Source organism: Gloeomargarita sp. SRBZ-1_bins_9, from assembly GCA_039794565.1.
Classification (GTDB): domain Bacteria; phylum Cyanobacteriota; class Cyanobacteriia; order Gloeomargaritales; family Gloeomargaritaceae; genus Gloeomargarita.
Genome location: JAUQVX010000014.1, coordinates 29,149 through 54,621 on the forward strand (window position 1 = coordinate 29,149; position 25,473 = coordinate 54,621).

At 61.2% G+C, this 25,473-nt stretch carries 18 protein-coding genes; 14 read left to right on the plus strand and 4 right to left on the minus strand.

The features are described from left to right. Window positions 1-162: 162 nt before the first annotated feature. Genes bchI through bchH form a run of 3 tightly spaced genes read left to right on the plus strand, consistent with a single transcriptional unit; the run spans window position 163 to window position 6,850 of the window. The gene (gene bchI, locus Q6L55_10600; GenBank protein MEN9259158.1) at window positions 163-1,251 is read left to right on the plus strand and encodes a magnesium chelatase ATPase subunit I; all 1,089 of its coding nucleotides are present in this window, start codon (window positions 163-165) and stop codon (window positions 1,249-1,251) included. Between the two features lie 5 nt (window positions 1,252-1,256). Then, complete coding sequence (bchD, locus tag Q6L55_10605; protein MEN9259159.1) at window positions 1,257-3,059, plus strand: magnesium chelatase ATPase subunit D; 1,803 nt, start codon at window positions 1,257-1,259, stop codon at window positions 3,057-3,059. 14 nt (window positions 3,060-3,073) lie between these two features. Then, complete coding sequence (bchH, locus tag Q6L55_10610) at window positions 3,074-6,850, plus strand: magnesium chelatase subunit H (protein ID MEN9259160.1); 3,777 nt, start codon at window positions 3,074-3,076, stop codon at window positions 6,848-6,850. On the opposite strand, the gene Q6L55_10615 is transcribed toward bchH, so the two are convergent. Continuing rightward, complete coding sequence (locus Q6L55_10615) at window positions 6,847-7,473, minus strand: riboflavin synthase (GenBank protein MEN9259161.1); 627 nt, start codon at window positions 7,471-7,473, stop codon at window positions 6,847-6,849. The two genes, bchH and Q6L55_10615, sit on opposite strands and share 4 nt — an antisense overlap. Before the next feature lie 81 nt (window positions 7,474-7,554). On the opposite strand from Q6L55_10615, the gene Q6L55_10620 reads away from it, so the two are divergent. Genes Q6L55_10620 through Q6L55_10635 form a run of 4 tightly spaced genes read left to right on the plus strand, consistent with a single transcriptional unit; the run spans window position 7,555 to window position 11,137 of the window. After that, on the plus strand, window positions 7,555-8,076 hold the full coding sequence (locus tag Q6L55_10620; protein MEN9259162.1) for a bifunctional nuclease family protein: 522 nt from the start codon (window positions 7,555-7,557) through the stop codon (window positions 8,074-8,076). A gap of 17 nt (window positions 8,077-8,093) precedes the next feature. Next, complete coding sequence (locus Q6L55_10625) at window positions 8,094-8,921, plus strand: ABC transporter permease (GenBank protein MEN9259163.1); 828 nt, start codon at window positions 8,094-8,096, stop codon at window positions 8,919-8,921. Window positions 8,922-8,930: 9 nt separating this feature from the next. Continuing rightward, window positions 8,931-10,010: a spermidine/putrescine ABC transporter substrate-binding protein gene (locus tag Q6L55_10630; GenBank protein MEN9259164.1), complete on the plus strand. Its 1,080-nt coding sequence runs from the start codon at window positions 8,931-8,933 to the stop codon at window positions 10,008-10,010. Next, window positions 10,010-11,137, plus strand: a complete 1,128-nt coding sequence (locus tag Q6L55_10635; GenBank protein ID MEN9259165.1) for an ABC transporter ATP-binding protein — start codon at window positions 10,010-10,012, stop codon at window positions 11,135-11,137. Before Q6L55_10630 ends, Q6L55_10635 begins: the two co-directional genes overlap by 1 nt. Here Q6L55_10635 and Q6L55_10640 read toward each other — a convergent pair. Beyond that, a complete protein-coding gene (locus Q6L55_10640; protein MEN9259166.1) occupies window positions 11,052-12,044 on the minus strand; it encodes a glucokinase in 993 nt (330 codons plus the stop codon). The genes Q6L55_10635 and Q6L55_10640 overlap by 86 nt on opposite strands. 87 nt (window positions 12,045-12,131) lie before the next feature. On the opposite strand from Q6L55_10640, the gene nth reads away from it, so the two are divergent. The 7 genes from nth (at window position 12,132) to Q6L55_10675 (ending at window position 22,749) form a co-directional block, all read left to right on the plus strand. Then, a complete protein-coding gene (gene nth, locus Q6L55_10645; GenBank protein ID MEN9259167.1) occupies window positions 12,132-12,851 on the plus strand; it encodes an endonuclease III in 720 nt (239 codons plus the stop codon). A gap of 13 nt (window positions 12,852-12,864) precedes the next feature. Continuing rightward, a complete protein-coding gene (locus Q6L55_10650) occupies window positions 12,865-14,475 on the plus strand; it encodes a Ppx/GppA phosphatase family protein (protein MEN9259168.1) in 1,611 nt (536 codons plus the stop codon). A 263-nt stretch (window positions 14,476-14,738) separates the two neighbouring features. Continuing rightward, on the plus strand, window positions 14,739-17,408 hold the full coding sequence (locus Q6L55_10655; GenBank protein ID MEN9259169.1) for a phycobilisome rod-core linker polypeptide: 2,670 nt from the start codon (window positions 14,739-14,741) through the stop codon (window positions 17,406-17,408). A gap of 1 nt (window position 17,409) precedes the next feature. After that, window positions 17,410-18,564, plus strand: a complete 1,155-nt coding sequence (locus tag Q6L55_10660; GenBank protein MEN9259170.1) for an MFS transporter — start codon at window positions 17,410-17,412, stop codon at window positions 18,562-18,564. 27 nt (window positions 18,565-18,591) lie between these two features. Beyond that, a complete protein-coding gene (locus tag Q6L55_10665; GenBank protein ID MEN9259171.1) occupies window positions 18,592-19,269 on the plus strand; it encodes a response regulator in 678 nt (225 codons plus the stop codon). Then, entirely contained in the window at window positions 19,256-19,915 is a 660-nt protein-coding gene (locus Q6L55_10670; protein ID MEN9259172.1) for a HEAT repeat domain-containing protein, read from the plus strand. The genes Q6L55_10665 and Q6L55_10670 overlap by 14 nt, the downstream gene beginning before the upstream one ends. A gap of 68 nt (window positions 19,916-19,983) precedes the next feature. Next, entirely contained in the window at window positions 19,984-22,749 is a 2,766-nt protein-coding gene (locus Q6L55_10675) for an FHA domain-containing protein (GenBank protein MEN9259173.1), read from the plus strand. 5 nt (window positions 22,750-22,754) lie between these two features. Here the strand turns inward: Q6L55_10675 and Q6L55_10680 are convergent, their stop codons facing one another. Together Q6L55_10680 and Q6L55_10685 are read right to left on the minus strand one after the other, a co-directional pair. Next, a complete protein-coding gene (locus Q6L55_10680; GenBank protein ID MEN9259174.1) occupies window positions 22,755-23,378 on the minus strand; it encodes a thioredoxin family protein in 624 nt (207 codons plus the stop codon). Window positions 23,379-23,380: 2 nt separating this feature from the next. Further along, on the minus strand, window positions 23,381-25,429 hold the full coding sequence (locus Q6L55_10685; GenBank protein MEN9259175.1) for a protein-disulfide reductase DsbD family protein: 2,049 nt from the start codon (window positions 25,427-25,429) through the stop codon (window positions 23,381-23,383). Between the last annotated feature and the right edge of the window lie 44 nt (window positions 25,430-25,473).

Consider the following 25,473-nt stretch of genomic DNA (forward strand, 5'->3'; position numbering starts at 1 on the left):
TGTTAACGTATCCAGCCAGGGCTCCTTTTCCCTCGATAGCATAGAAATACAAATCCTAGTGTGCAAAGTCCACCTGAAGGTGAGACCTGTGGGCGGTTTAATTATTAAGAAAAATGGAAATTTCTGAGGGGTCATGGCAGCAGTTGACCAGAGGGGGTTTTGATGGGTAACAGGCAAGCTCATCGCCATCCCTATCCCTTTACCGCCATCGTGGGGCAGGAGGAAATGAAACTGTGCCTGCTGCTCAACGTGGTGGACCCCCGCATTGGCGGTGTGATGATTATGGGCCATCGGGGTACGGGGAAAAGCACGGCGGTGCGGGCTTTGGCGGAGGTCTTGCCTAAAATTACGCGCCTAGCCGGTGACCCGTTTAACCGTCCCCCGAAAGAGGTGCCGGCAGCAGACCCCCTGCTGGCCATGGTGGGTATTCACGAGCGCCCCCGCAAAATCGAGCGCATTCCCGTGCCGGTGGTGGATTTGCCCCTAGGGGCCACCGAAGACCGGGTGTGCGGCACGATTGATATCGAGGCGGCCCTGACGCGGGGGGTCAAACGGTTTCAACCGGGGTTGCTGGCCCAGGCTAACCGGGGGTTTCTTTACATTGACGAGGTCAACCTGCTGGAGGACCATCTGGTGGATTTGTTGCTGGATGTGGCCGCCAGTGGCTGGAATGTGGTCGAGCGAGAGGGCATTAGCGTCCGGCACCCGGCCCGGTTTGTCCTGGTCGGTTCGGGTAACCCGGAGGAAGGGGAGTTGCGCCCGCAGTTGCTGGACCGGTTTGGCCTGCACGCCCGCATTGTCACCATTACGGACCTGGAGCAGCGCCTAGAGATCGTGCGTCGCCGTCGGGCCTATGACGCCGACCCTGCCGGTTTTTGCGCCCAGTGGCGTCCTCAACAGCGGGCTTTACAACGGCGGATTCTGGCGGCGCGGAAACGGTTGCCCCAGGTGACGTTACCCGAGAACGTCCTACAGTTTGCTGCGGAATTGTGTATGGTGCTGCGGGTGGACGGTCACCGGGGGGAGCTGACCCTGGCACGGGCTGCCTGCGCCCTGGCGGCTTTGGAGGCACGCTCCCAGGCCACCTTGGAGGATGTGTGCCGCGTGGCCGTACCCGCCCTACGCCATCGCCTGCGCCGCGACCCTTTGGAGACCACCGACGCGGGAGACAAAGTAGCCCAAGCCATGGCCGACCTACTGGCTCGGCAGCAGCGTTCAGCCCCTAAGACCCCAGTCATGACCGTGACCTAAGCGCTATGGCCGCCGGTGCCTGTCTGACCTTGCCTTTTACCCGTCTTGTCGGTTTGGAAACGGCGCAGCAGGCTCTGCTGTTGCTGGCGGTCCATCCGGCCTTAGCGGGGGCTGCGATTGCGGCACCACCCGGAAGCGGCAAGTCTGCTCTGGTGCGGGCCTTTGCCGAACTACTTCCCGAGGGAACGCCTTTTGTGGAATTGCCCCTCAACATCACCGAGGACCGGCTGGTGGGGGGATTGGACCTGGAGGCGACGTTGATCCAAGGCGTGCCGGTGCTGGAGCCGGGGGTATTGGCTCGCGCCCATGGGGGGGTGTTGTACGTTGACCAGGCCAATCGCCTGGAACCCCTGATGACCGCCACCTTGGCCGAGGTACTCAGCAGCGGTGTGGTGCGGGTCGAGCGGGAGGGGATCAGTACGGTCCAGCCAGCGCATTTTGTGCTCATTGCCACCTATGACCCCCAAGAGGGCGACTTACCGGCGACGTTCCTGGACCGGCTAGGGTTGTTGGTGCCCCTGGTGCCCCGGGGAGATGCCCCCACGCGGGCGGAGGTGGTGCGCCGGCATTGGTTCCCCCAGACCGATATCGAGACCGTCTCTCTGCTGCGGGGCCTAATCCAAGCGGCGCGAGAACGCCTGCCCCGGGTGCACATCACCGATGAGCAAATCACGGCTTTGGCGCAAACGGCCTTGGCTTTAGGGGTCGAGGGGAATCGGGTGGATATTTTTGCCGTGGCTGCTGCTGTGGCTAGTGCCGCTTTAGCAGGTCGGGAGACCGTAGAGGAGGAGGACCTGCGCCTAGCTGCGCAATTGGTCCTGGTGCCCCGCGCCACCCAAGTTCCCCAGCCAGAGACGGCCCCCCCCCCACCAACGGCTCCTTCCCCCAGCACTCCTACAGACACCGGTGCCGATGAAGTGCCAGCGACAGGGGAACCGTCTCTGCAGGAGTTGCTGCTCACGGCAGCGGCAACGGCTTTGCCACCCGACCTGTTGGATTTACCCTTTGCCCTGCGTCGCCGGAGCCGCCGGGGCAGTCGCGGACAGACCCTCAAGGCTCGCCGGGGTCGTTATATTCGGGCGGTGGTGGACGATCCCCGCACCGGTCGGATTGCCCTGGTGCCGACTCTGTTGGCGGCTGCACCTTGGCAACGGTGGCGTCAACGGCCAGGGGAGCAGCGGTTGCAGGTGCGCTATGACGACCTGCGGGTGAAGCGCTTCCGGGATAAGGCCGGCACGCTGTATATCTTGGCCGTGGATGCCAGCGGTTCGATGGCCATCAACCGCATGCGGGAGGCCAAGGGGGCTGCCCTGTGCCTGCTGCAGGATGCCTACGTCCATCGGGACCAAGTCGCTCTCATCGCCTTTCGAGGACAACAGGCCCAAGTCTTGCTGCCGCCCTCCCAAAGCGTGGAGCGCGCCCGGCGGGAGTTAGACGTGTTGCCAACGGGGGGTGGGACGCCTTTGGCTGCCGCTTTGTTGACGGCTTGGCAAATGGCCCAACAGGCCCGCCAACGGGGGATGGCCAATGTGACCCTGGTGTTGATGACCGATGGCCGGGCCAACGTGGGGCTGACGGAGGCGGCCACCCGCGACCGCCAGCGCCTGCAGGCAGAAATCCAACAACTGGCCAGGCAACTTCAGGCCGATGGTGTCCAAGCCCTGGTGCTGGATACCCAAGTAAACTACCTATCCCGGAGTGAAGCGGCACAATTGGCCCAGTGGCTGGGGGGACGGTATGTATATTTGCCCAATGCCCGCGCCGAGCAGATTGCCCAGACCTTGACAGCCAGTCGAGCATCATCCTGACGGAGGGAACTGCCATGTCCAAACCCCATGTGGTCGCCATTGTCGGTCTTGAGCACTTCAACCAAGCGGTTTGGGAGCAGGTGAAAACCGAGCTGGCGCCGGTAGCCCACTTCCAGCAATGGACCGAATGGGAACTGGAGCGTCGGGACCCCCAAGTGGCCCAGGCCATTCACCAGGCCGACTGCCTGTTTATCTCCATGATTAACTTCAAAGACCAGGCGGACTGGTTGCGGGAGCAGGTGGCTCAGTCCCGCGCTCGGGTGGTCTTGGCTTTTGAGTCCATGCCAGAGGTGATGGCTCTCAACCGGCTGGGGGACTGTACCGTTGCTGGGCGCAAGGGGGGCCTGCCAGAGCCAGTCAAGCAAGTCGTTCGCCTATTGGTGCGGGGCCGGGACGAAGACACCCTCTATGGCTACACCAAACTTCTGAAGCTTATGCCCACCCTGTTGCGTTTCCTGCCGGCCAAGTTGCGGGACTTCAAAAACTGGATGCAGGTCAACCTCTACTGGAACCAGCCCCTGCCGGTAAATATTGTCAATATGTTCCGCTTCCTGCTGCGGGAGTACTTCCAGGTGCCGGTCGAGGTGCAACCGGTGGTGGAGGTGCCCATGATGGGCCTTTACCATCCCGACGCCCCCCACTTTTTCCCAGACCCCAAGCGCTATCGCCAGTGGCAAAGGCAACGCCCCCGCCCGGAGACCCCTTACCGCGTGGCCCTATTGGCATTCCGCAAACACGTGCTGCAAGAGCGGGGTTACATTGACGCCTTGATCCGGGCTATGGAAGCGGCTGGTCTGGAGGTGCTGCCCATTTTCGTGGCTGGTGTGGAGGGACATGTGGTGGTGCGGGATTGGCTGGTCCAAGAGTCGGTGGATGTGCTGGTGAGCACCATTGGCTTTGCCCTGGTGGGCGGGCCGGCAGGTTCCACCAGTCCCGGTGTCCATCGCGATGCGGCCATTGGCATCCTGGAGCGGCTGGACGTGCCCTATATTGTTGCCCAGCCCCTGTATGTGCAAGACAGCCACTCGTGGCACAGCCAGGGTGTCGGACCCATGCAAGCTGCCGCCCTGTATGCCCTGCCGGAAATGGACGGGGCCATCAACCCGGTGGTGATTGGTACTCTGGAGCAGGGACGCTTTGCGGTGGTGCCAGACCGGGTCCAACGGCTCGTGACACGAGTGAAAAACTGGGCCCGCTTGCGCCATACGCCCAACCGGGACAAAAAAGTGGCCCTGGTGGTGTACGACTATCCGCCGGGACTGGGGAAGAAGGCCACCGCCGCTTTGCTGGACGTGCCCCGCTCCCTGCTGAACATCCTGAAGCGGCTCCAGGCAGAAGGCTATACGGTGGGACCCATCCCCGCAACCCCCGAGGCCCTTCTCGAGCAACTGGAGGCGGCGACCACCCTGCAAGCCGGCGGTTTACGGGTTACAGCGGAGGAGTTCCGCGCCTGGACCACCCCCTGGGAGCGGCAGCGGGTAGAAGAGCGCTGGGGACCCTGGCCAGGGGACATAGCACCGGCGGGGCGGGATGCCGTATTCATTGGCGGGCTGCGCTTGGGCAATATCTACATCGGCGTACAACCGCGTTTAGGGGTAACCGGCGACCCCATGCGTCTGCTATTTGACAAGGAAAACACGCCCCACCACCAGTACCTGGCCTTTTATCGCTGGCTCACCCACGGCTTTGGCGCCCATGCGCTGGTGCATGTGGGGATGCACGGTTCCGCCGAGTGGATGCCCGGTTTGCCCCTGGGTCTGACTCAACACTGCTGGCCAGATGCCCTGCTGGGGGACCTGCCCCAGTTTTACCTCTACCCCATGAACAACCCCAGCGAGGCCAACATCGCCAAGCGGCGGGGCTATGCGGTGATGATTTCCCATGCCGTGCCGCCTTTGACCCGCGCGGGTCTGTACCGGGAATTGGCAGCCCTCAAGGACATGCTCCAGGACTATCGGGAGCGCCAGCTCGAACACTACGGCCACGGGGACAGCACTTTGGCAGAGGCCATCTTGCAAAAAGTGGCCCTGGCCAACCTGGACGCGGATTGCCCGCACCTGCAGGGGGAATCCTTTGACGACTACGTGGCGCGCCTGTACACCTACATCCGCGACCTGGAGCAGCGGCTGATCACGACTTCACTCCACGTGTTTGGGGAAGCTCCCTCCCCCGAATCCCAGCTGATTACCATCACCGAGGCCCTAAAGGCGCGCAGCGGTGGTCAAGGTTTGGCTGACCTGTTGTTACCGGCGATTGCGCCCCAGACCCCCAGCTATAGTGCCTTGGCTGCCTTAGCCCGCCAGGGGGACCCCACCGCGTGGCAGCAGCGGGAACGAGTAGACGACCTGTGCCGCGCTTTTGTCCAGCGCACGGTCTTGGGTCAAGAAAGCCCTGCCACTGCTGTACGCCATCTCCTGCCCTACGGTTCACCGGAAATGAACCTGGCGGCATTACAGGAAGTGGTCCAGGCCGGACGACAGATGGCGCAGCTTTTGCGCGATAACCACAGCGAGTTAGACGCCCTGGTGCGGGGGTTAAACGGGCGTTATATCCCCCCGGCTCCCGGTGGGGACCTTATTCGGGATGGGCTAGGGGTGTTGCCGACGGGACGGAACATCCACGCCATTGACCCCTGGCGCATCCCCAGCGAGCTGGCCTACCGGCGGGGTCAACAAATTGCCGACGCCCTACTGGCCAAACACCGGGCGGAGAACAACGGTCAATATCCCGAAACCATTGCCCTGGTGCTGTGGGGGCTAGACACCATCAAAACCAAGGGGGAAGCGGTTGCCGTAGCCCTGCATCTTATCGGTGCGCGGCCCCACCACGACAGTCAAGGCAAAATCAGCCATTACCAGCTCATCCCCTTGGCGGAACTGGGCCGTCCCCGCATTGATGTTCTGCTGCAACTGAGTCCCATCTTTCGGGATACGTTTGCCATGCTGATGGACCACCTGGACCGGCTGGTGCAAACGGCTGCCCGAGCCGACGAACCCCCGGAGATGAACTTCATCAAAAAACATGTGGCGGCTGCTATGGCGGAAGGGTTGACCTTTGAGCAGGCCACTGCCCGATTATTCACCCAGCCCCCCGGCCAGTACGGCACCTACGTGGACGACCTGGTGGAGGACGCTGCCTGGCAAACCGAGGACGACCTGGCCCAGACCTTTGTGCGCCGCAATGCCTATGCCTACGGAGGTGGTCGTTACGGCCAACCGGTTCCCCAAACCCTGGAGCGACTGCTGCGCACCGTCAGCCGTGTGGCCCACACCGTTGACTCCCTAGAATTCGGGGTTACCGACATTGACCATTACTTTGCTTCCTCAGGGGCGTTGCAACTGGCGGCGCGCAAACACCGGGGCAGTGACGTGAAACTAAACTACATCGAAACCTACACTGCCGACACGCGCGTGGAGGACCTGGAGCAAGTGCTGCGCCGGGAATACCGCACCAAACTGCTCAACCCCCGCTGGTACGAGGGCATGTTGCAACATGGCCACAGCGGTGCGGCAGAAATCAGCAACCGCTTTACCTATCTACTGGGGTGGGATGCCGTCAGTGGGGCTGTGGACGACTGGACCTATACCGCTGCCGCCCGCACCTACGTCTTGGACCCGGCCATGCGGGAGCGCCTAGCCCAGCTCAATTCCCAGGCCTTGCGCAATATGGTTGGGCGGTTACTGGAGGCCCATGGTCGGGGGCTATGGCCGGTAGATGAGGCCACCCTTACCCAACTGCGGGACCTCTACGCCGACTTGGAGGACCGCCTAGAGGGGGTAACCGCCGCCTAGACAAACCCGTGCTGTGCCAAAAACTCAGCCGTGAGCGGGGCTGGGACCGACCAGGGCTGCAAAAACCGTTCCACATATTTGCCCAGTAGGTCCGCCTCCAGGTTCACCGGGTCGCCGGGGCGTAGGTATTGCAAATTAGTGTGCTGATAGGTCAGGGGAATGACGGCCACGCGAAAGGTGGTCCCCTGTAGGTTGGCAATCGTCAGGCTCACCCCATTGACCGCAATGCTGCCTTTGGGCACCAGGTAGCGGGCCACCTCGGGCGGAGCGGTAAAGGCCATTTCCCAAAACTCGCTGCCTACGGCCTGCTTATCTTGTAGGTAGCCCACCCCATCCACATGGCCGGTGACAAAGTGCCCCCCCAGTTTTTGGCCCACCCGCAGGGCTGCTTCTACATTCACCCACTCCCGTTGACCCAAGCAGCTGCGCCGCAGCGTTTCGGGGGAGGTAGCCGCTGTAAACCCCTGGGGGTCATAGGCCGTGACCGTCAGGCACACCCCGTCTACCGCCATGCTGTCTCCCACCGCCAGGTCGGGAAAACACGCCATATTGGTGGTAATTTCCAGGCAATGCCCACTGCAGCGGCGCACCCGGCCCAAAGCCTGAACCAAACCGGTGAACATGGGGTGTCCCTTTGCGCCCCTTTCGCCTTAGTATAGTAGTAGATAGCGTTGACCTTCACCCCGAGACGGCGGAATCCAAGCATGATTGAAATGAAGGTTGCTGGGATTGCCCTGGATGCGCTCAGCCGCAGTCCGATCGTGTTGCTGAAGGATACGGCAGAGCGGCGGGCATTACCGATTTGGATTGGCCAGGCGGAGGCACGGGCAATTATCAGTGCGTTAGAGGGTGAGGAACCCCCCCGGCCCCTGACCCACGACCTTATGCTCAATAGTTGGAAGCTGTGGGGGATTACGCTCCAGCGGGTGATCATTCACTCCTTGCAGGATAATGTGTTCCATGCGGTTTTGTTCCTGGCCCAGGGGGATGAGGTGCGCCAGTTGGATGCCCGTCCTAGTGATGCTATTGCCCTGGCCCTCAAGGCCAATGTGCCGATTTGGGTGATGGAGGAGGTGGTGGCTAATGCTTCCATTCCGGTGGACCGGGAGGCGGACGAGGCGGAGTTAGAAGCCTTCCGGGAATTTGTCTCTAAGGTGCGCCCGGAAGATTTTGTAGGTTGGAGCGCGAGTCGCAGCGAGGGACAGGAATCATCGGATCGGGGCTAGGTTGGCCGCGCTGGGGGTTGTGGGCCTGGGCGGTGGGGGTATTCGGGTTTCTTTACCTGCCGATTCTCGTTCTGGTGATTTTTTCCTTTAACAACTCCCGCTTTGGCGGCACTTGGCAGGGATTTACCTGGGATTGGTATCGGGTGTTGTTCACCGGGCAGGGGGCGGCTTTTCCAGAAACGGTGGGCTTTGGGCGCTATGGACTCCTGCCGGCCCTGGTAAATAGCTTGCTGGTGGCCGGTGTGACGGCGGTGGTGGCGACGGTGCTGGGGACGGCCCTGGCCCTGGGGTTAGAGCGGGTGCGCTGCCCGGGGCGGGTGGGCCTGGAGGGGTTGGTGCTGCTGCCACTGGTCATCCCGGAGATTGCCCAAGGGGTGTCCCTGCTGGTGTTTTTTCACCTGGTTTTTCGCCTGTGGCGGGCCTGGACGGGACAGGAGTGGACGCTGGGGCTGCCGACAGTGACCATTGGCCATATCACGTTTGCCATTTCTTTTGTGACATTGGTGGTGCGGGCGCGATTGGTGGAACTCAATCCCTGTTGGGAGGAGGCGGCCATGGATTTGGGGGCCAACCATTGGCAGACCCTGTGGCATGTCACCCTGCCTTGGTTGACACCGGCGATGCTCAGTGGCGCCTTGCTGGCCTTTACCTTGTCCCTGGATGACTTCGTGGTGACGTTTTTTACGGCGGGTACGGGGGCTACAACATTACCGGTCTTTGTCTATGGCATGATTAAATTTGCGGTGACGCCGGCGATTAATGCCATTTCCACTCTGATGCTGTTGGCTTCGGTGGTGCTGGTGCTGCTGGCCTGGGGGCTGCAACGACGGGGGGAGCAGATGTAGGGGGAGTAAATGGTGGGACGACGCTGGTGGCTGTGGGGCTTGGTGATGCTCTGGGTGGCTTGGCTGCCCCTGGGTTGTGGTTTGGGCCATGGCCCGCCCTCACCCGGTGATGTGCCAACCCTGAATGTTTACAATTGGGCTACTTACATCGCGCCCCAGGTGCTGACGGATTTTGAAAAAAAATTCAACGTGCGCATCAAGTACGACACGTTTGATAGCCCAGATACGCTCTATGCCAAGTTGAAGCCGGGCAACCCCGGATACGATGTGATCTTCCCCTCGGACTACTTGGTGACGCGCCTGATCCAGGAGGACATGCTGGTGCCGTTGGACCTGGGGAAGATTCCCAACCGGGTGCATTTGGGACAACGCTTTCAGAACCTGCCCTATGACCCCGGCAATCGCTACAGCATGCCCTATTTGTGGGGGACGCAGGGGATTGGCTATAACCGCAAGCAAACGGGTCAGGTCATTGACAGTTGGCAGGCCATGTTTGACCCCCGGTACCGGGTGGCTTGGCAGGAGGAGTCCCGGGCGACCTTGGGGGCGGTGTTGATTGCCCTGGGCCTCAATCCCAACTCCACCAACCCGGCGGACATCCAGAAAGCGCGGGATTGGTTGATCCAGCACCGGGGCAATATCGTGGCTTTTGCGCCGGATACGGGGGAGACGTTGCTCAACCAGGGGGAGGTGACCTTGGCCTTGGAAAACAGCGGTGATGTGTTCCAGGTGATGGCGGAAAACCCGGATATTGCCTATGCCATTCCCCGGGAAGGGGCGATTTTGTGGGTGGATGCCATGGCCATTCCCAAGGGGGCGCCCCACAGGGAGCTGGCCCACCAATTCATTAATTATTTGCTGGAACCGCCGGTGGCCGCCCAGATTGCCAACTACACCCGCTACGCCACCCCCAACCAGACGGCCATTGACCAGAAGTTGATCCGGGCTGAGGATTTACAGAATCCCAGCATTTACCCTCCGCCGTCGGTTTTGGCCAAGCTCCAGGTGCTGGAAAACCTGCCGCCAGCGGCCCTGAAGCTCTATGAGGCGGCCTGGAATGAAATTAAATTGCGGGTGGGCCGGGGCTGATGTTGACCCTTTCCCAGGTGTGGAAAACCTATCGCCGGGAGAGTCGCCCTGCTGTTGCTGGGTTGGACCTGACGATTCGGGCGGGGGAGTTTTTCGCCCTCCTGGGACCTTCCGGCTGTGGCAAGACGACAACGCTGCGCCTGATTGCCGGATTTGAAACGCCGGACTGGGGGGACATTCGTCTGGGGGAGCGGTCTTTGCTGGGGTTGCCGCCCTTTCGCCGTCCGGTGCACACCGTGTTCCAAAACTACGCCCTGTTTCCCCATCTGACGGTGGCCCAGAACATTGCCTTCGGGTTGGAGATGCGGGGGCTGCCCCGGCGGGAAATTCGTTCGCGGGTGGGGGAGATGCTGGCGCTGGTGCGTTTAGATGGCCTGGCCCACCGTTACCCCCGGGAGTTGTCGGGTGGTCAGCAACAGCGGGTGGCCCTGGCCCGCGCCCTGATCCAAAAACCCCAGGTGCTGCTGCTGGATGAACCGTTGGGGGCGCTGGACTTGCAATTGCGCAAACAGATGCAAAGCGAACTCAAGTACATGCAGCAGCAGTTGGGCATTACGTTTCTCTACGTCACCCACGACCAGGAGGAGGCCCTCGCTTTGGCCAACCGCTTGGCGGTGATGCAGGGGGGACGGCTGTTGCAGGTGGGCACGCCCCAGGAGGTGTACGAGTACCCTACCAGTTACTTCGTGGCGGATTTCATCGGCGAGTCGAACTTCCTTACAGGCACGGTGGTGGAGGGGCATTCCCCCTGGTTACGGGTGCGGCTGACCAACGGCCACCTGGTGCGGGTGCATCATAACGAAGCGGCCTATCCCCCTGGCAGCGAGGTCACCCTGATGATCCGTCCGGAAAAAGTGCAACTGCAACCGGCCACGGAGGAGGAGGTCCCTGCCCGCATTATCAGCGCCGATTATCTGGGTTTGGACACCCGTTACACCGTGGAATTGGCCGGTGGGATTACCCTGTGCGTGCGCCAGGCGGGGTGCGCTTGGCAAGTGGGGGAAGCGGTTACCGTGGCCCTACCGCCCCAAGCCCTGCGGCTTATCCGCCTCGACCCGGCAGTTGGCCCTCCAGATACAGCCGCGCGGCCGCCGTCGCTCCCAGCAACCCCACCCGTGGGCTGGTAATCAGGTACACGGGAATCTCGGCCAGCAAGGGACCCATGCGCCCCTTGTCGGCAAAGGCCCGCAGAAATCCCCCCTGCCGAAAGCGCTCCACCAACCGCGGCGCGATGCCCCCCGCCAGATACATACCCCCCCGGGCCAGGAGCTTGAGGGCCCAATTGCCCGCCTCACTGCCGTAGTTGGCAATAAACATATCCACGGCCTGGCTGCACAGGGGGTCGTCTAGGCGCGCCGTAATCATGGCCGGGTCCTGGGCCGCCAGAATATCGGCTTGGGCCTGCTCCGGGTACACCTGGGCCAAGTAGCGGTAGATGTTGCACAACCCCGGACCGGAAACCACCCGCTCGGCCGACACCCGCCCAAATTGGGTCTGTAGGTAGCGCCATAGCCCCAGTTCCCGGTCATTGCGGGGAGCAAAGTCCGTATGCCCCCCCTCCGACGGCCAGACCCGGTACCGCTGCCCATCCCAGGTCAAAAAACATTCCCCCAACCCAGTACCCGCGGCCACGATACCAATGGGTGCACCTGAAACCTTTTTGCCCTCCTGCAGCACCACCCAATCCTTTGGCTCCAGATAGGCCAACCCATAGCCCACTGCCTCCAGGTCGTTGATCAGATGCACCTGGGGAATATCCCACTGCTGGGCCAGTTCATCGCCGGCGAGACGCCAGCCCCGATTGGTCAGGTTCAGGGTGTTGTCTATCACAGGTCCGGCGACGGCCAGGCAAGCCATCTGGGGACGGACGGAGGCCTGGGCCAAAAAGACCTGCCCAATCCGATTCAAGTCCGGGTAGTCATCGTTGCGATAGTGTTGGGCCAGCAAGACTTGGGGGGGGTCGGCCAGGTGGATCAGCTCCAAGCGCGTATTCGTACCACCAATATCCCCCACCAATACAACCGGTCGCAGCACCCGTCGGACTCCCAAAGTCTAAAGTCTCAGGACGATTATGCCATCCCGACCAACCGCTATACTAAAAACCGCAGCCCAGGCGAGGACATGGCCATTCTACGGCGGTTAGCAGTGCGCAAACAGCGGGCCAATGAAGCGTTAGTGCGTCTGAAGCGGCGGTATCCTGACGCTACCTGCACCTTGAACTACCAAACTCCGGTGCAATTGTTGGTGGCCACCATCCTGTCGGCCCAGTGCACCGATGAGCGGGTCAATCAAGTCACGCCGGCGCTTTTTGCCCGTTTCCCTGATGCCCAGGCCCTGGCCAACGCCGACATTCACGAACTGGAAACCCTGATCAAACCCACCGGTTTCTATCGCAACAAGGCCCGCCACATCCAGGGCGCCTGCCGCAAAATTGTGCAGGAATTCGGGGGGCAAGTGCCCAAAAACATGGAGCAGTTGTTAACCCTGCCGGGGGTGGCCCGCAAGACGGCCAACGTGGTACTGGCCCATGCCTACGGCATCAACGCCGGTGTCACAGTGGATACCCACGTCAAGCGCGTCTCCCGGCGGTTGGGCCTGACCGACCACACGGACCCGGTACGCATTGAGCGGGATTTGATGGAGCTGATTCCCCAACCGGATTGGGAAAACTGGTCCATTCGCTTGATCTATCACGGACGGGACACCTGCACCGCCCGGCATCCCCAATGTGCCACCTGCATCCTGGCTGATATTTGCCCTGCACGGGAGACCTTTCTAGCCCAGGCCAATGGTGTCCCACCATCCCCTAAGATGAAAAAGGATGAAAAATCACCGTCCTAGAGCCATCTGAGACGTGGTGAACACCCCCTTTAACCTGGCGGCCATTGATGTGGGCACCAATTCCATCCACATGGTGGTGGTGCAAATTCAACCCCACTTGCCCGCCTTTACCGTCATTGCCCGGGAAAAGGAGACGGTGCGGCTAGGGGAGCGCTGTCCCGACACCGGTAACCTTACCCCGGGGGCTATGCAACGGGCCATTGCAGCGCTCAAACGCTGTTGCACCCTGGCGCGCACCCACCAGGCGGAAGCCGTTGTTGCCGTGGCCACCAGCGCGGTCCGGGAGGCCCCCAACGGTCATGAGTTTCTCGAGCGGGTCCGGGAGGAAACCGGATTGGTGGTGGATTTAATTTCCGGCACGGAAGAGGCCCGCTGCATTTATCTAGGGGTACTCTCAGGCATGGAACTCCACGGCCAACCCCACGTGATCATTGACATTGGCGGCGGCTCGACGGAATTGATTCTAGGGGATGGGGGGGAACCTCAGTACCTCAGCAGCACCAAAGTCGGGGCGGTGCGCCTCACTCAAGAAATGATCACCACCGACCCTATTAGCAGTGCCGAGTACGACTGGTTGCGGGCCTATTTGCGGGGCATGTTGGAGTGGCCCATTCAAGACATCCGGCGGCTGTTGGGCTGGCGACGGGTGCCCCTGATCGGCACATCGGGAACCATTGAAGCCCTGTTTTTACTGCAAGCCCATCTCAACAACGCCCCACCCCCCCAACCGTTGCAGGGACAAAAACTCAGCCGCGCTCAGGTGCAAAACCTGGTACAAAAACTGCGCAGTTTGAACGACCAACAGCGGCGCAACCAGTTGCACATTCCCCCCAAGCGCTCAGAAATCATCCTGGCCGGGGCGTTGATTCTCCAAGAGGCCATGCACTTGCTTGATTGCGAAGTGATTATCTTTTGCGAGCGGGCCTTGCGGGAGGGGTTGATCGTCAACTGGATGCTCAACCACGGCCTGATTGCCGACCACTTGCGTTACCAGAGTTCGGTGCGCCGGCGCAGCGTGTACAAGTTAGCGGATAAATACCAGGTGCGTTTGGAACATGCCCAGCAGGTGGCCAAGCTGGCGCTGCAATTGTTTGACCAGACCCAGGGGCAATTGCATCCGGGGGACCCGTTGGAGCGGGAGTACCTGTGGGCTGCTGCTATGCTCCACAATTGCGGTCATTTCATTAGCCACGACGCCCACCACAAACACTCGTATTATTTAATTCGGTACGGGGAGTTGCTGGGGTACACGGAAAACGAAATTGCCATTATTGCCAACGTGGCCCGCTATCACCGCAAAAGTCCCCCCAAACGCAAGCACGACAACTTCAACAGTCTGGATAAGCGATCGCGGACCGTCATTGAGCGGTTGAGTGCGTTTTTGCGCATTGCCGTAGCTTTGGACCGGCGGCAGATCGGGGCCATTCAGCGCTTGGAATGTCAAATGTCCCCCCCGGATTTTCACCTGTATCTTTATCCCCAGGACCCCCAGGACGACTGCACCCTGGAGCTGTGGAATCTGAACTACAAAAAGACTTGGTTTGAGTCCCTGTTTGGGGTGCAGGTGCATGCCCATCTGGCGGCGACTCCCCACCCGACCACGACGGCCCTGCTCACCCCTTGACCCTTAGCCGGTGTAGATTGGCGACTGGCTTGATGCCGACCGGCGCGATGGGGACGGTCGCGGGATTACAGTTGGCTGTACGGGGTCTGAGATACCGCCTAACCCTAGAGGGGCGCTGTATCCGGCTTTCGGGGTGGGAAGCTACCCGCGCCTTGGGCCTTGGCCCGGTTGGCTTTGTAACAAACCGTTACCGGGTTCTCAGGCGGGAGACACCAATCGGTAAGATCGCAGGGGAGTAGCCAACGTGTGATAGGAGCCGTGTCATGACAGTCAAGGCCAGTGGCGGGAGTCCTGCGGTCCAGCCCCAGCTTTTCCGCACAGTGGGGGTAGAAACGATTGCCCAAGCGGAACAAGAGGACCGTTTCCTGAGCCAGACGGAACTCCAAGAACTGGAAACCTATTTTGCATCGGGGCAACAGCGGCTGGAGGTGGCGGCGGTCCTGACGGCCAATTCAGAAATCATCGTCTCCCGGGCAGCCAACCGGATTTTTGTGGGGGGGTCGCCCATGGCCTACCTGGAAAAGCCCGCGGCACCGGCGGAGGACATGAAAGAGGCGATGAAGCTGGGCACGGCTTTTTACGTGGAAAGTCAAGGGGGCTTTTTTGAGGGGATTCGCAATATCTTTAGCGCCGCCGGCAGCGAGATTCCCCCGGGCTTTCAACCCATCAATATCTCCCGCTACGGGGCTGACAACATGCGTAAGTCGCTGCGGGATTTGAGCTGGTTTTTGCGCTATATCACCTATGCCCTGGTGGCGGGGGACCCCAATATCCTGACGGTGAATGTGCGGGGGCTGCGGGAGATCATTGAGCGGGCCTGCTCGACGGCGGCAACGGTGGTGGCGCTCAAGGAAATGAAACGGGCAGCCACGGGCTATTTCCCCAAAAACCCGGAGATTCAATCCCTAGTGGGCAGTTATTTTGATGTGGTGATCCAAGAATTCATTGCCCCGGCGCCATCAAACAAGGTACGGCAACGGACGTCACCAGATTTGCAGGGGTTGGAGTTGCCCCAGGTGTATTACCTGGCGACGGCAGGGCGGCCCCGCTACGCCATGAAACCGGGCTTGTCGGAGGTGGAAAAGCAGGCGGTGATCCGGGCGGCCTATCGGCAGGTGTTTGAGCGGGACATTGTCAAGGGCTACGGCCTGGGGCTGTCGGACCTGGAGTCCAAGGTGAAAAACGGGGAAATCTCCATGAAGGAATTTATCCGCCGCCTGGGGAAATCGCCGTTGTACTACCGGGAGTTTGTGCAGCCTTTTGTCAATAGCCGGGTGGTGGAGCTGGCGTTTCGGCATTTCCTGGGGCGGGGGATTAGCTCCCGGGAGGAGTTCAGCCGTTACTTCAGCATTATTTCGGAAAAGGGTATCAATGGGCTGGTGGATGCCCTGGTGGACTCCCGGGAGTACGGGGATTACTTCGGTGAGGAGACGGTGCCCTACCTGCGGGGGCTGGGGATTGAAGCGCAAGAGTGTCGCAACTGGGGGGCGCAGATTGACCTGTTTAACTACAGCGCGCCCTTTCGCAAGGTGCCCCAGTTTGTGACCCTATTTGCCGGCTATGACCGGCCGTTACCGGACCGTCACCCCTACGGCGTGGGTAACGACCCGCTAGAGATTCAATTCGGGGCGATCTTCCCCAAGGATACGGTGAATCCCAAGGCGGCGCCGGCCCCCATCGGCAAAGATGTGCGGCGGATTTTGATCCGCAACGGGCCGGGGATTACCAATCAGGTGGGCAATCCGGCGGCCAAGGCCCAAGCGCCGGGGTCATTGGGACCCAAGGTGTTTAAGCTCACCCAGACGCCCCGGGTGGGCAACCGGGCAGCTGGCACCCAATCCAGCGTGCGCTTTAGCGAGGTCTCTACCCAGGCTGTGATCCGGGCGGCCTACTTGCAAGTATTTGGCCGGATGGTTTACGAGGGGCAGCGGCAAAAGGTCGCCGAAATCAAGCTGGAAAACGGGGAGATTTCCGTGCGGGAGTTTATCCGCCAGTTGGCCCGCTCAGATGTGTTCCGGGATATGTACTGGAGTCGCCTGTATGTGTGTAAGGCGGTGGAGTACATTCACCGGCGGTTGCTGGGGCGGCCCACCTACGGGCGGCAGGAGCTGAACTATTACTACGACATTTGCGCCAAGAAGGGGTTTTACGGGTTGGTTGACGCCCTGATCGACAGCCCGGAATACAACGAGGTGTTTGGGGAGGACACGGTGCCCTACGAGCGGTACCTGACCCCCCAGGGGCTGGCGCTGCGGTCGTTGCGGCCGGGAACCATTGGCGAGCGGGGCATCACGGTGACGCCGGAGGAAACGCCGCGCTTTGTGGAACTGGGGACGCCGAGCAACCGGCGCACAGAACCGGATATTGCCTTCCGGGTGAATCAGGGGGTAAGCAAGCGGCGGGACCAAACCAAGGTGTTCAAGCTCACCAGCCTGTCCGACAAGGTCCAGGTGGAGCAGGTGATCCGGGCGGCCTACCGGCAAATTTTCGAGCGGGACATCGAACCCTACGTGGTGGGCAACGAGTTCAGCACCCTAGAAAGTCGCCTGGCCAATGGGGAAATCACGGTGCGGGAGTTCATCCTGGGGTTGGGGCAGTCGGAGCTGTACCTACGGGAGTTCTACACGCCCTACCCCAACACCAAGGTGATCGAACTGGGCACCAAGCATTTCCTGGGTCGGGCGCCCCGGGACCAGCAGGAAATCCGCCGCTATAACCAAATCCTGGCCACCCAGGGGTTGAAGGCGTTTGTCGAGGCGCTGGTCGGCAGTGCGGAGTACGCGGCGGTCTTCGGGGAGGATACGGTGCCCTACCGGCGGTTCCCCACGCTGCCGGCGGCCAATTTCCCCAACACGGAAAAGCTGTTTAATCGCCTGACGAAGCAGGACGATTCCCTGGTGGTGCCCAGCTTCAAACCGGGGGCGGGTTTCTAGGGTGATCCATCCCCAGGTCTGGGTGCTGTTGGTGGGCCGCTTCCTGTCGCAATGGGGGAGCGGTTTCACCTTATTTTATGGACCGATTGTTTTTGTCCACCGGGTGGGCCTGAGCGCGACGGCGGTGGGCTTGGGGCTGGGGGCGACGGCCCTTAGTGGCATAGCTGGCCGGATAGCCGGGGGCTGGGGCAGCGATAGGTTGGGACGCAAACCGGTTTTACTCTTGGCGGCGGCGATTGCAGCCCTGGGGTGTGGGGTGCTGGCGGTGGCCGGGGATTTCGCCAGCTTCACCCTGGGGAATTTGATTTTGGGGCTGGGGGTGGGGCTGTACTGGCCGGCCAATGAGGCAGCGGTGGCGGATGTGACCACACCGGCCCAACGCCAGGAGGCCTATGCGTTAACCCGTTTGGCGGATGCGGTGGGGCTGGGGTTGGGGGTGGCCCTGGGGGGATTTCTGGTGGAGGACTTCTACCGCTGGCTGTTTGTGATAGACGGGGTGACGTTTGCCCTGTTTGGGGTGCTGGTGGGCTGGGGTTTCCGGGAACCCCTGCGCAAGACGTCTCTGTCGCTGGAGCACCTGGGGGAGGTCCTGCGCCAGGATGGGGCACTGCGCTGGTATGCCCTGCTGAATGTGGGATTTACCTTTTCCCTGGCCCAGACCAACAGTGCCCTACCCCTGTATCTGAAAACTGTCGCCGGGGCACAGCGCCTATCCAACTGGGAAATCGCCACGTTTTTTACGGTGTTTGTGCTGGTGACGGCGGTGGTGCAGTTGCCGGTGGCCCGCTTGGCCCGACCCCTGGGGCTGGTGGGGACCCTACAGTTTTCGGCGCTGCTGTGGGCGGTGGGGTTTGCCACGATTGGGCTGCGGGTTTGGGCGGGGGTGGGATTGAGTGTGCTGGCGGTGGCCACAGCGGCCTATTTACCGACGGCGTCCACGTGGGTGGCGGCCTGGGCACCGGCGCACCTGCGGGGGACCTACCTGGCGGTGAATTCCCTGTGCTGGTCGGTGGGGTATTTGCTGGGGCCACCGGTGGGGGGCTGGTTTCTGGATTTGCCGGAACCTTGGGCAGACAGCCTGTGGTGGATGCTGGTGGGGATGGCCGGTGGTTTGGTGTGGGGGTTGACCCGCTTACCGGAACCGGCCCAGTTATAATACAAGCAACAGGTGGGCGGGACGGCCATGGCTGGAAAAATGCAACGGGTGCTGGTCATTGATGACAGCATCATGATCCGCAAGATGGTAGTGGACTTGTTGCAGGACCAGTACCAGGTGTTGGAGGCGCGCAATGGGCGGGAAGGGTTGCGGCTGGCCAAAGAACTGCAACCGGATGTGATCCTGCTCGATTTTGTCATGCCAGAGTTGGATGGCTACGCCACGTTACAACTGTTGCGCCAGGACCCGGTTTTGCAGCAGATTCCGGTCATTATGATGTCCGGGCTGCCGGATGAGGTGGCCAGCAGAGTCCCTCAGCCCTTTGAGGGGTTCGAGTTTTTGGAAAAGCCCTTTCAACCGGAGGACCTGCGGCGGCAGATCAAAAAGGCCCTGACGGGGGAAATGCCGGTGCGCCAACCGGTGGCGGGGGCCACGGAAATGCAAACCCTGACCAACAAGCTCATCAATATCGAAACCTTGCTGATTCAGGGGATCGAGGGGTTGGTGCAGCGGGAGATTGTTTCCCGGTTGATGGAACTGGATGCCCAAGGGGAGTCCCAGGAAAACCGTCTGGTGAATTTAGAAACGCGGGTGGAACGGCTGCAATCTCAATTGGATCAGCAGACAAAAATTCTTTTGCGCTTGGTGGAGGAAATGCAGCAATTGCGTGGGGTTCTCCAGGGGGGCAACTATGTCCGCGCCTGAGCAGGTCCAGGCTCTGTTGCAGGAGGCGGATTGGGGGCGGCGGTTGCAAGGGGTGGAACAGTGTCGCCGTTTACCGCCGGACGAGGCGCTGGCTTTGCTCAAAACGGTGGTGACGGACCGCAACGCCCGGGTGCGCTACGCGGCAGTGAGTCAATTGGGCAACATGGGGGGGTTATCGCCGGAACAGAAGCGGGAACTGTTGCCCCTGTTGCGGGAACGGCTCTACGGGGATACGGAACCGGATGTGCAGGCGGCGGCAGCGGATGCTTTGGCGGGATTGGGTCTCCGGGAGGCCTACGAGGACCTGGAGCGGGCGTACCGGGAAAGTCCCGAATGGCTGGTGAAATTCAGTGTGCTGGCCGGACTGGGGGTGCTGGGGGATCGCCGCGCCTATCCCCTGCTGCTGGAGGCCTTGACCGATCCCAACGAACTTCTGCAAATGGCGGCGATTGGGGCGCTAGCGGATTTGGGGGATGCTCAGGCGGTACCGGCGCTGGGGGCGTTGGTGCGCCATCCCGATTGGCAAATTCGACTGCGGGTGGCCCAAGCCCTGCACCGGCTCAATAGTGCCGAGGCTGCACCCTTTTTGGCCACCTTGGCCCAAGATGAAGTAGCACCGGTCGCCGCTGCGGCGCGAGGGCAGTAACTCGGTTTGGCGGGAAGGGCAGCTTTATTGTACTTTATCTATCTAGCAGAAAAGCGCCGCTGACGCCTATGCCGTCTCCCCTGCCGACAGGTCTTGCCTGCCTTGTCATTACTACTTCCCAGGACAGCCGTAAAGAGCCATTAGTGAAAGAACGGATATTGCTGGGACGCCATCCAGCTTGCGACATTGTGATTGAAGAATCGGTCGTTTCCGGTCGCCATGCTCGTTTAGAACGGCAACCTGACGGCAGCTACGTGATTGTGGACTTAGAAAGCAGCAACGGTTTGTACTACAACGGGCAGCGGGTACCACGCCACCACCTGCGACCTGGGGATGTCCTCAAAATCGGCAACCGGGTGACCTTGACCTACCAAATCCTGAGTGCCGACCAGCCGGCTACTTGGCAAAGCGGGGGGGAGGACCCTAGCCAAACGGTGGTTATGACTGGTGCCCCGGTGGCGATCAGCGAAAGCCAGCCGACTTTGGTGAACCTGCGGGGGCGACAAGTGCTCACCATCGGCCGTGACCCGCGCAATGACTTAGTGATTGCTCATCCAACGGTTTCCCGTTTCCACGCCCGGGTGGAACGCCACGACGGGTCCTTTGTCCTGACCGATTTGGGGTCCACCAACGGTACTTTCGTCAACGGCAAACCCGTTACCCAGCCCTATGTGCTGCGCGCCCGGGACACGATCCGCATTGGCTCCCACCTGCTGGTGCTCAACATGGATGAGACCCTGGTGCAGACCAATGAGGTGGGCAACCTGCGGCTGGATGCCGTGAACCTAACCAAGGTGGTCAAATCAGGCGCTCGGGTCCTGGACCGGGTGTCCCTTTCCATCCTACCGCGGGAGTTTGTGGCCATTTTAGGTCCGTCGGGGTCGGGGAAATCTACACTCCTGGATGCCCTCAATGGCCTGCGCCCGGCAACGGCAGGTATGGTGCTGGTCAACGGAGTGGACTTATACCGCTACTTCGACGCCTACCACAACGAAATTGGCTACGTGCCCCAAAAAAACATCATCCACGAGGAGTTGACGGTGGCCCAGTCCCTGGACTTTGCTGCCCAGTTGCGCATGCCAGCGGATACCACCCCCGCCGAGCGCCAAGCCCGGATTGACGAAGTGCTCCGGGAACTGGGGCTGTCCCATCGGCGGCATGTGCCCGTCAAAAATCTCAGCGGTGGGCAGCAGCGGCGGGTGTGCATCGGGGTGGAATTGCTCACCAAACCTAGTTTGTTTTTCCTGGATGAAGCCACCTCGGGGCTGGACCCGGGCACGGAAACGGATTTGATGGAGCTGCTGCGCCAGTTGGCCGACCAGGGCCGGACGGTTTTGCTCATCACCCACGCCGCCCAAAACGTGAACCTGTGCGACCTGGTGATTTACATGGCAGAGGGGGGGCGCTTGGCCTACTTTGGGCCGCCGGGGGAACTGGTGCCCTATTTCTTAGAACACTTTGCCGAGGCGCTGGCGCCGTTTCCCATTCGGGATATTACAGGAATTTATCGCGCCCTGGACCGGGAAAAAAATCCCAACGCGCCGACGCCACTGCAACTGCAAGAGACCTATCTGGCCTCGGCCCAGTACCGCAAGTACGTGTTAGAGCGGCAGCAATCCCTGGGCACCATTAGCCAGCCGGACAGTGGTGGTGTCCGCCCCCAACCCCCCAAACCGCCCCACGTCAGCACCCGCGTGTCCCCCTGGCAGCAGTTTGGGATTCTCCTGCGCCGGAATATCGCCCTACTGCAACAGGATGTGGGGAGTTTTGCGTTGATCCTGCTGACGCCCCTTCTGCTGGGCCTGTTAGATTTCATCGCTTGGCGGCGGGATATTTTTCAGACCAACACGGGCAATGCAGCCCAGGCCATGACCATGTTGTTTGTCAGCGCCCTGATTGCCGTACTCATTGGGGAACTCACCACCATGCGGGAATTGGTCAAGGAGGTGGAGGTGTACCGGCGCGAGCGGATGGTGGGGTTGCAATTGTTGCCCTATCTGGGGGCGAAGGTGGTGCTGGCGCTGTTGTTTGCCGCCTACCAGGGGGCAATGTTTCTGCTGGTGAAAAAACTGGCGGTGGACATACCCGGTGGTTGGAGTGTAGTCGGGGCCATGTATGTCACCTTGGCGCTGGCGACGTTTGCCGGGATGGTGATGGGGTTGCTGGTGTCGGCGTTGGCTCCCAACCAGAACATGGCCCCCCTGTTGAGTATCCTGTTTCTGGTGCCGATGATTATTTTTAGCGGGGGGATTCAACCAGTCAGTACCATGAACGGCCCCGCCCGTTTCCTATCCCAGCTTTCGGTGATCCGCTGGCCCTACGAAGCCCTGGTAAGCCTGTCGGGGATGGGGCGTGACCTGATGCAGGACCCCTGCTGGCAAACCGACCGAGCTTTGACCCCAGCGGAACTGAGTCAATGCGCTTGCAAAGGTCCCAATGTCTTTCGCCGCTGCAATTTCCCGGGCATTGGCAAGTACTACGACCCGGCGGTGGACCAACCGGAACCGGTGCAGCCCCAGAAACCCGCCGACCCGGGCGACATTCCGGAAACTCCGGCGGCGCTGGCGGCCTTTCGAGATACCCTACGGGCCTACCGGGACAACATGCGGGCCTACGAAAAAGCGATGACCGCCTGGCAAGAGCAGTACAAAGTCTGGCAGGAAGCCCGCAGCCGCGCCATTAACGAGGCCGAGGGGGTGCTCAGCACCTTCAAAAAAGACCATGGCCCCCTGTTTCAGGCGGATGTGGGTACCACCTGGCGGAACCTAGGGCTGTTGATTGGGGCGATGTTGTTGGCGCTGCCGTTTCTCCAACGCCGGCGGGATGGGGTGTAACGCCCCTAGGGCCTATACTTCACCGAGCAACCGTAGGGTTGGGTAGTGGGCGTGGTCACCTTTTGGCCGGCCATCAGTTGTTGCAGGGCCGCCCGGACGTAGTTATTGGCCTTGGTGGGGTCTTGATTTAAACCCGGCGCGTCGTCAATCGCCCCCATGTACTGCAAAATCCCAGCCCTATCAATCACAAACATGTGGGGAGTGGTGCGGGCACCGTACAGCCGACCGATGGTGCCCTCCGGGTCTAGCAGCACTGCCGTGGGGCTGGCTTTGCGCTCCTTGAGGATGGCATTGGCCTGTTCCGCGGTCACAAACCCCTGTTGTCCCGGTGCTGACGACACGATGGATAGCCAAACCACGCCCTTGGCTTTCGCCTCCTGCTGGAGTTTTTGCATGTTGCCGGACTGGTAGTGCTTGACCACAAAGGGACATTCGTGGTTAGCCCACTCCAGCACCACTATTCGGCCCCGGTAATCCCCCAGGCGCACCGTTTGGCCAGTACTGGTCCGGGCGGTGAAATCCGGAGCCGGTTGACCCACCCGCACCGCTGCCGCAGTGGGTATGGTCAACGTAGCTGCAACGGCTCCCGTGACCACCACCGCTGCTGTAACGGGTCCCATCCAACGCATGGTTAACCTCCCATTTGCGACGACAACAAAGTTTTCACCTGGTCGGGATGGAGGCGGCTGGGCCAGACCACTGGCGCTCGGTCTTGACCGGGATACAGCACGTACAGGGGAACGCCACTGCGCCCAAAGGTTTGCAATAGCTGGGTAATATCCGGGTCTTGGCGCGTCCAGTCCGCTTTAAGCAGGTGCACCCCCCGCTGCCGAAAGGCCTGTTGGACCTCGGGTCGGCCAAACACCAGGCGTTCATTCACCTGGCAACTAAGGCACCAGGCCGCCGTGACATTGACAAAGACCGGTCGTCCCTGGCGACGGAGTTCTTCCAAGCGCGCCGGCGTAAAGGGTTCCCAGAGCGTTTCGGTGACCAAGGGGGCGGGAGTTTTATCGGGGACTGGCAACCAGCCCGGCAACGTCAAGCAAAAACCCACCAACGCCAAGGTCACCACCAGCCCCCAGCGTCGCCCCCAGGTGTGCCGTTGCCCCTGACCATACAGCCAGGCCGCTAGACCTACTAGCAACAGTCCCAGCAAGCCGACGGCTAGGCCATCCGTTCCCGTTTGCCGCGTCAGCACCCACAGTAACCAAGCCGCCGCCGCGTACAGGGGAAAGGCCAGCAATTGCTGCAGCGTGTGCATCCAGTTCCCGGGGCGGGGTAGCCAGCGCCGCCAGGCCGGCACAAAACACAGCAGGACATAAGGCAGGGCAAATCCCACCCCCAATCCCGTAAACACCCCCAGGGCCGCCAGGGGAGGCAAGGTCAAAGCCGCGCCAATGGCCGTAGCCATAAACGGGGCCGTACAGGGCGTCGCTGCCACCGTGGCCAGCACCCCGCTGAAAAATTCCCCTAGGTATCCCGATTTCTCCGTCAGGGATTGGCCTGCCCCCACCCAGCGCGTCCCCACCGTGAACACACCGGAGAGATTCAGCGCCACCGCAAACAGCACCAGCATCAACCCCAGCACCATGCCGGGCGACTGTAACTGAAACCCCCAGCCCAGTTGTTGTCCCAACGCCCGCAGCCCCAGCAATCCCCCCGCCAAGGCCCAAAAACTCAGGACCACACCCGCCCCATACACCAAACCACTGGTGCGCACCTGCGCCGGGGATTGCCGCACCTTGTCCACTAAATGCAGGGTCTTCAGGGAGAGAATGGGCAACACACAGGGCATGACATTCAGCAACAGCCCCCCAACAAAGGCCAGCCCCAGCCATTGCCACCAGGGAGTGCTGCCAGTCCCATCTGGCGTGGCCACGATGTGATATGCCCGCGTACCTAGGGAGGTCGTAGCCACCAACACCCCCTCCACAGTTGACAGTTCCTCCAAGTAACCCCGTTGCAATGTCAGTTCATTCCGGGAGCCTTGGCTACGCAGGATTTGGGGGGCCGCGTTGGTAATCACCCCATCGGTCAAAGGAAAGAAAACCGCCCGTTGGACGTCCCCCTCCGGCCAACGCAGGGTCAAGGTGTCTGCCGTCAGTGCATAACTCACCGGCCAGGGGGCGGGCTGGGGATGACTCCAACGCACCTGGTCAAACCGCGCCGCCACTGCCGGGTCCACCACCGCCTGGGAACCCACTGGCAGGGATAACGACAGGGTTGTCGCTTCGGGAACGCAATCGGTTTGGCAAACCAACCAAATCGCTTCCCCACGCAAATCCAGGGTTTGGCCAGGGGAAAGGGTTGCCGGCGGCGTCACCGGGGCCAGGAGAAGGACTTCATTTTTATAGCCAAAACTGACCAGGGGTCCATTGGGGATGCGTTGGGGGTAGGGCCATAGCCATTCACCGATGGTGACTCCTGCCGGGAGTTGCCAGTCCACCCGCACCCGGTCGCCCGCATCCCCTGGATTTTGCCAATACACATGCCAGCCTGGCGCGATGCGCATCTGCAACCCCACCCAAAACGGCTGCCCCGGCTGCACCACCTGCACCTCGCTAAGCAAATCCGCCTGCACATAGCGGGGAGTGGCCCCCCAAGCCGGTAATGTCCCCACCAGCCAGCTCACCAATAGCAGCACCAGCCAGCCTAGTCTAAGCCCTTTGCTCCTGTCCATAGCCCCTGTGGTCATACCCCCCCCCCCACCCCAATTTTATACCC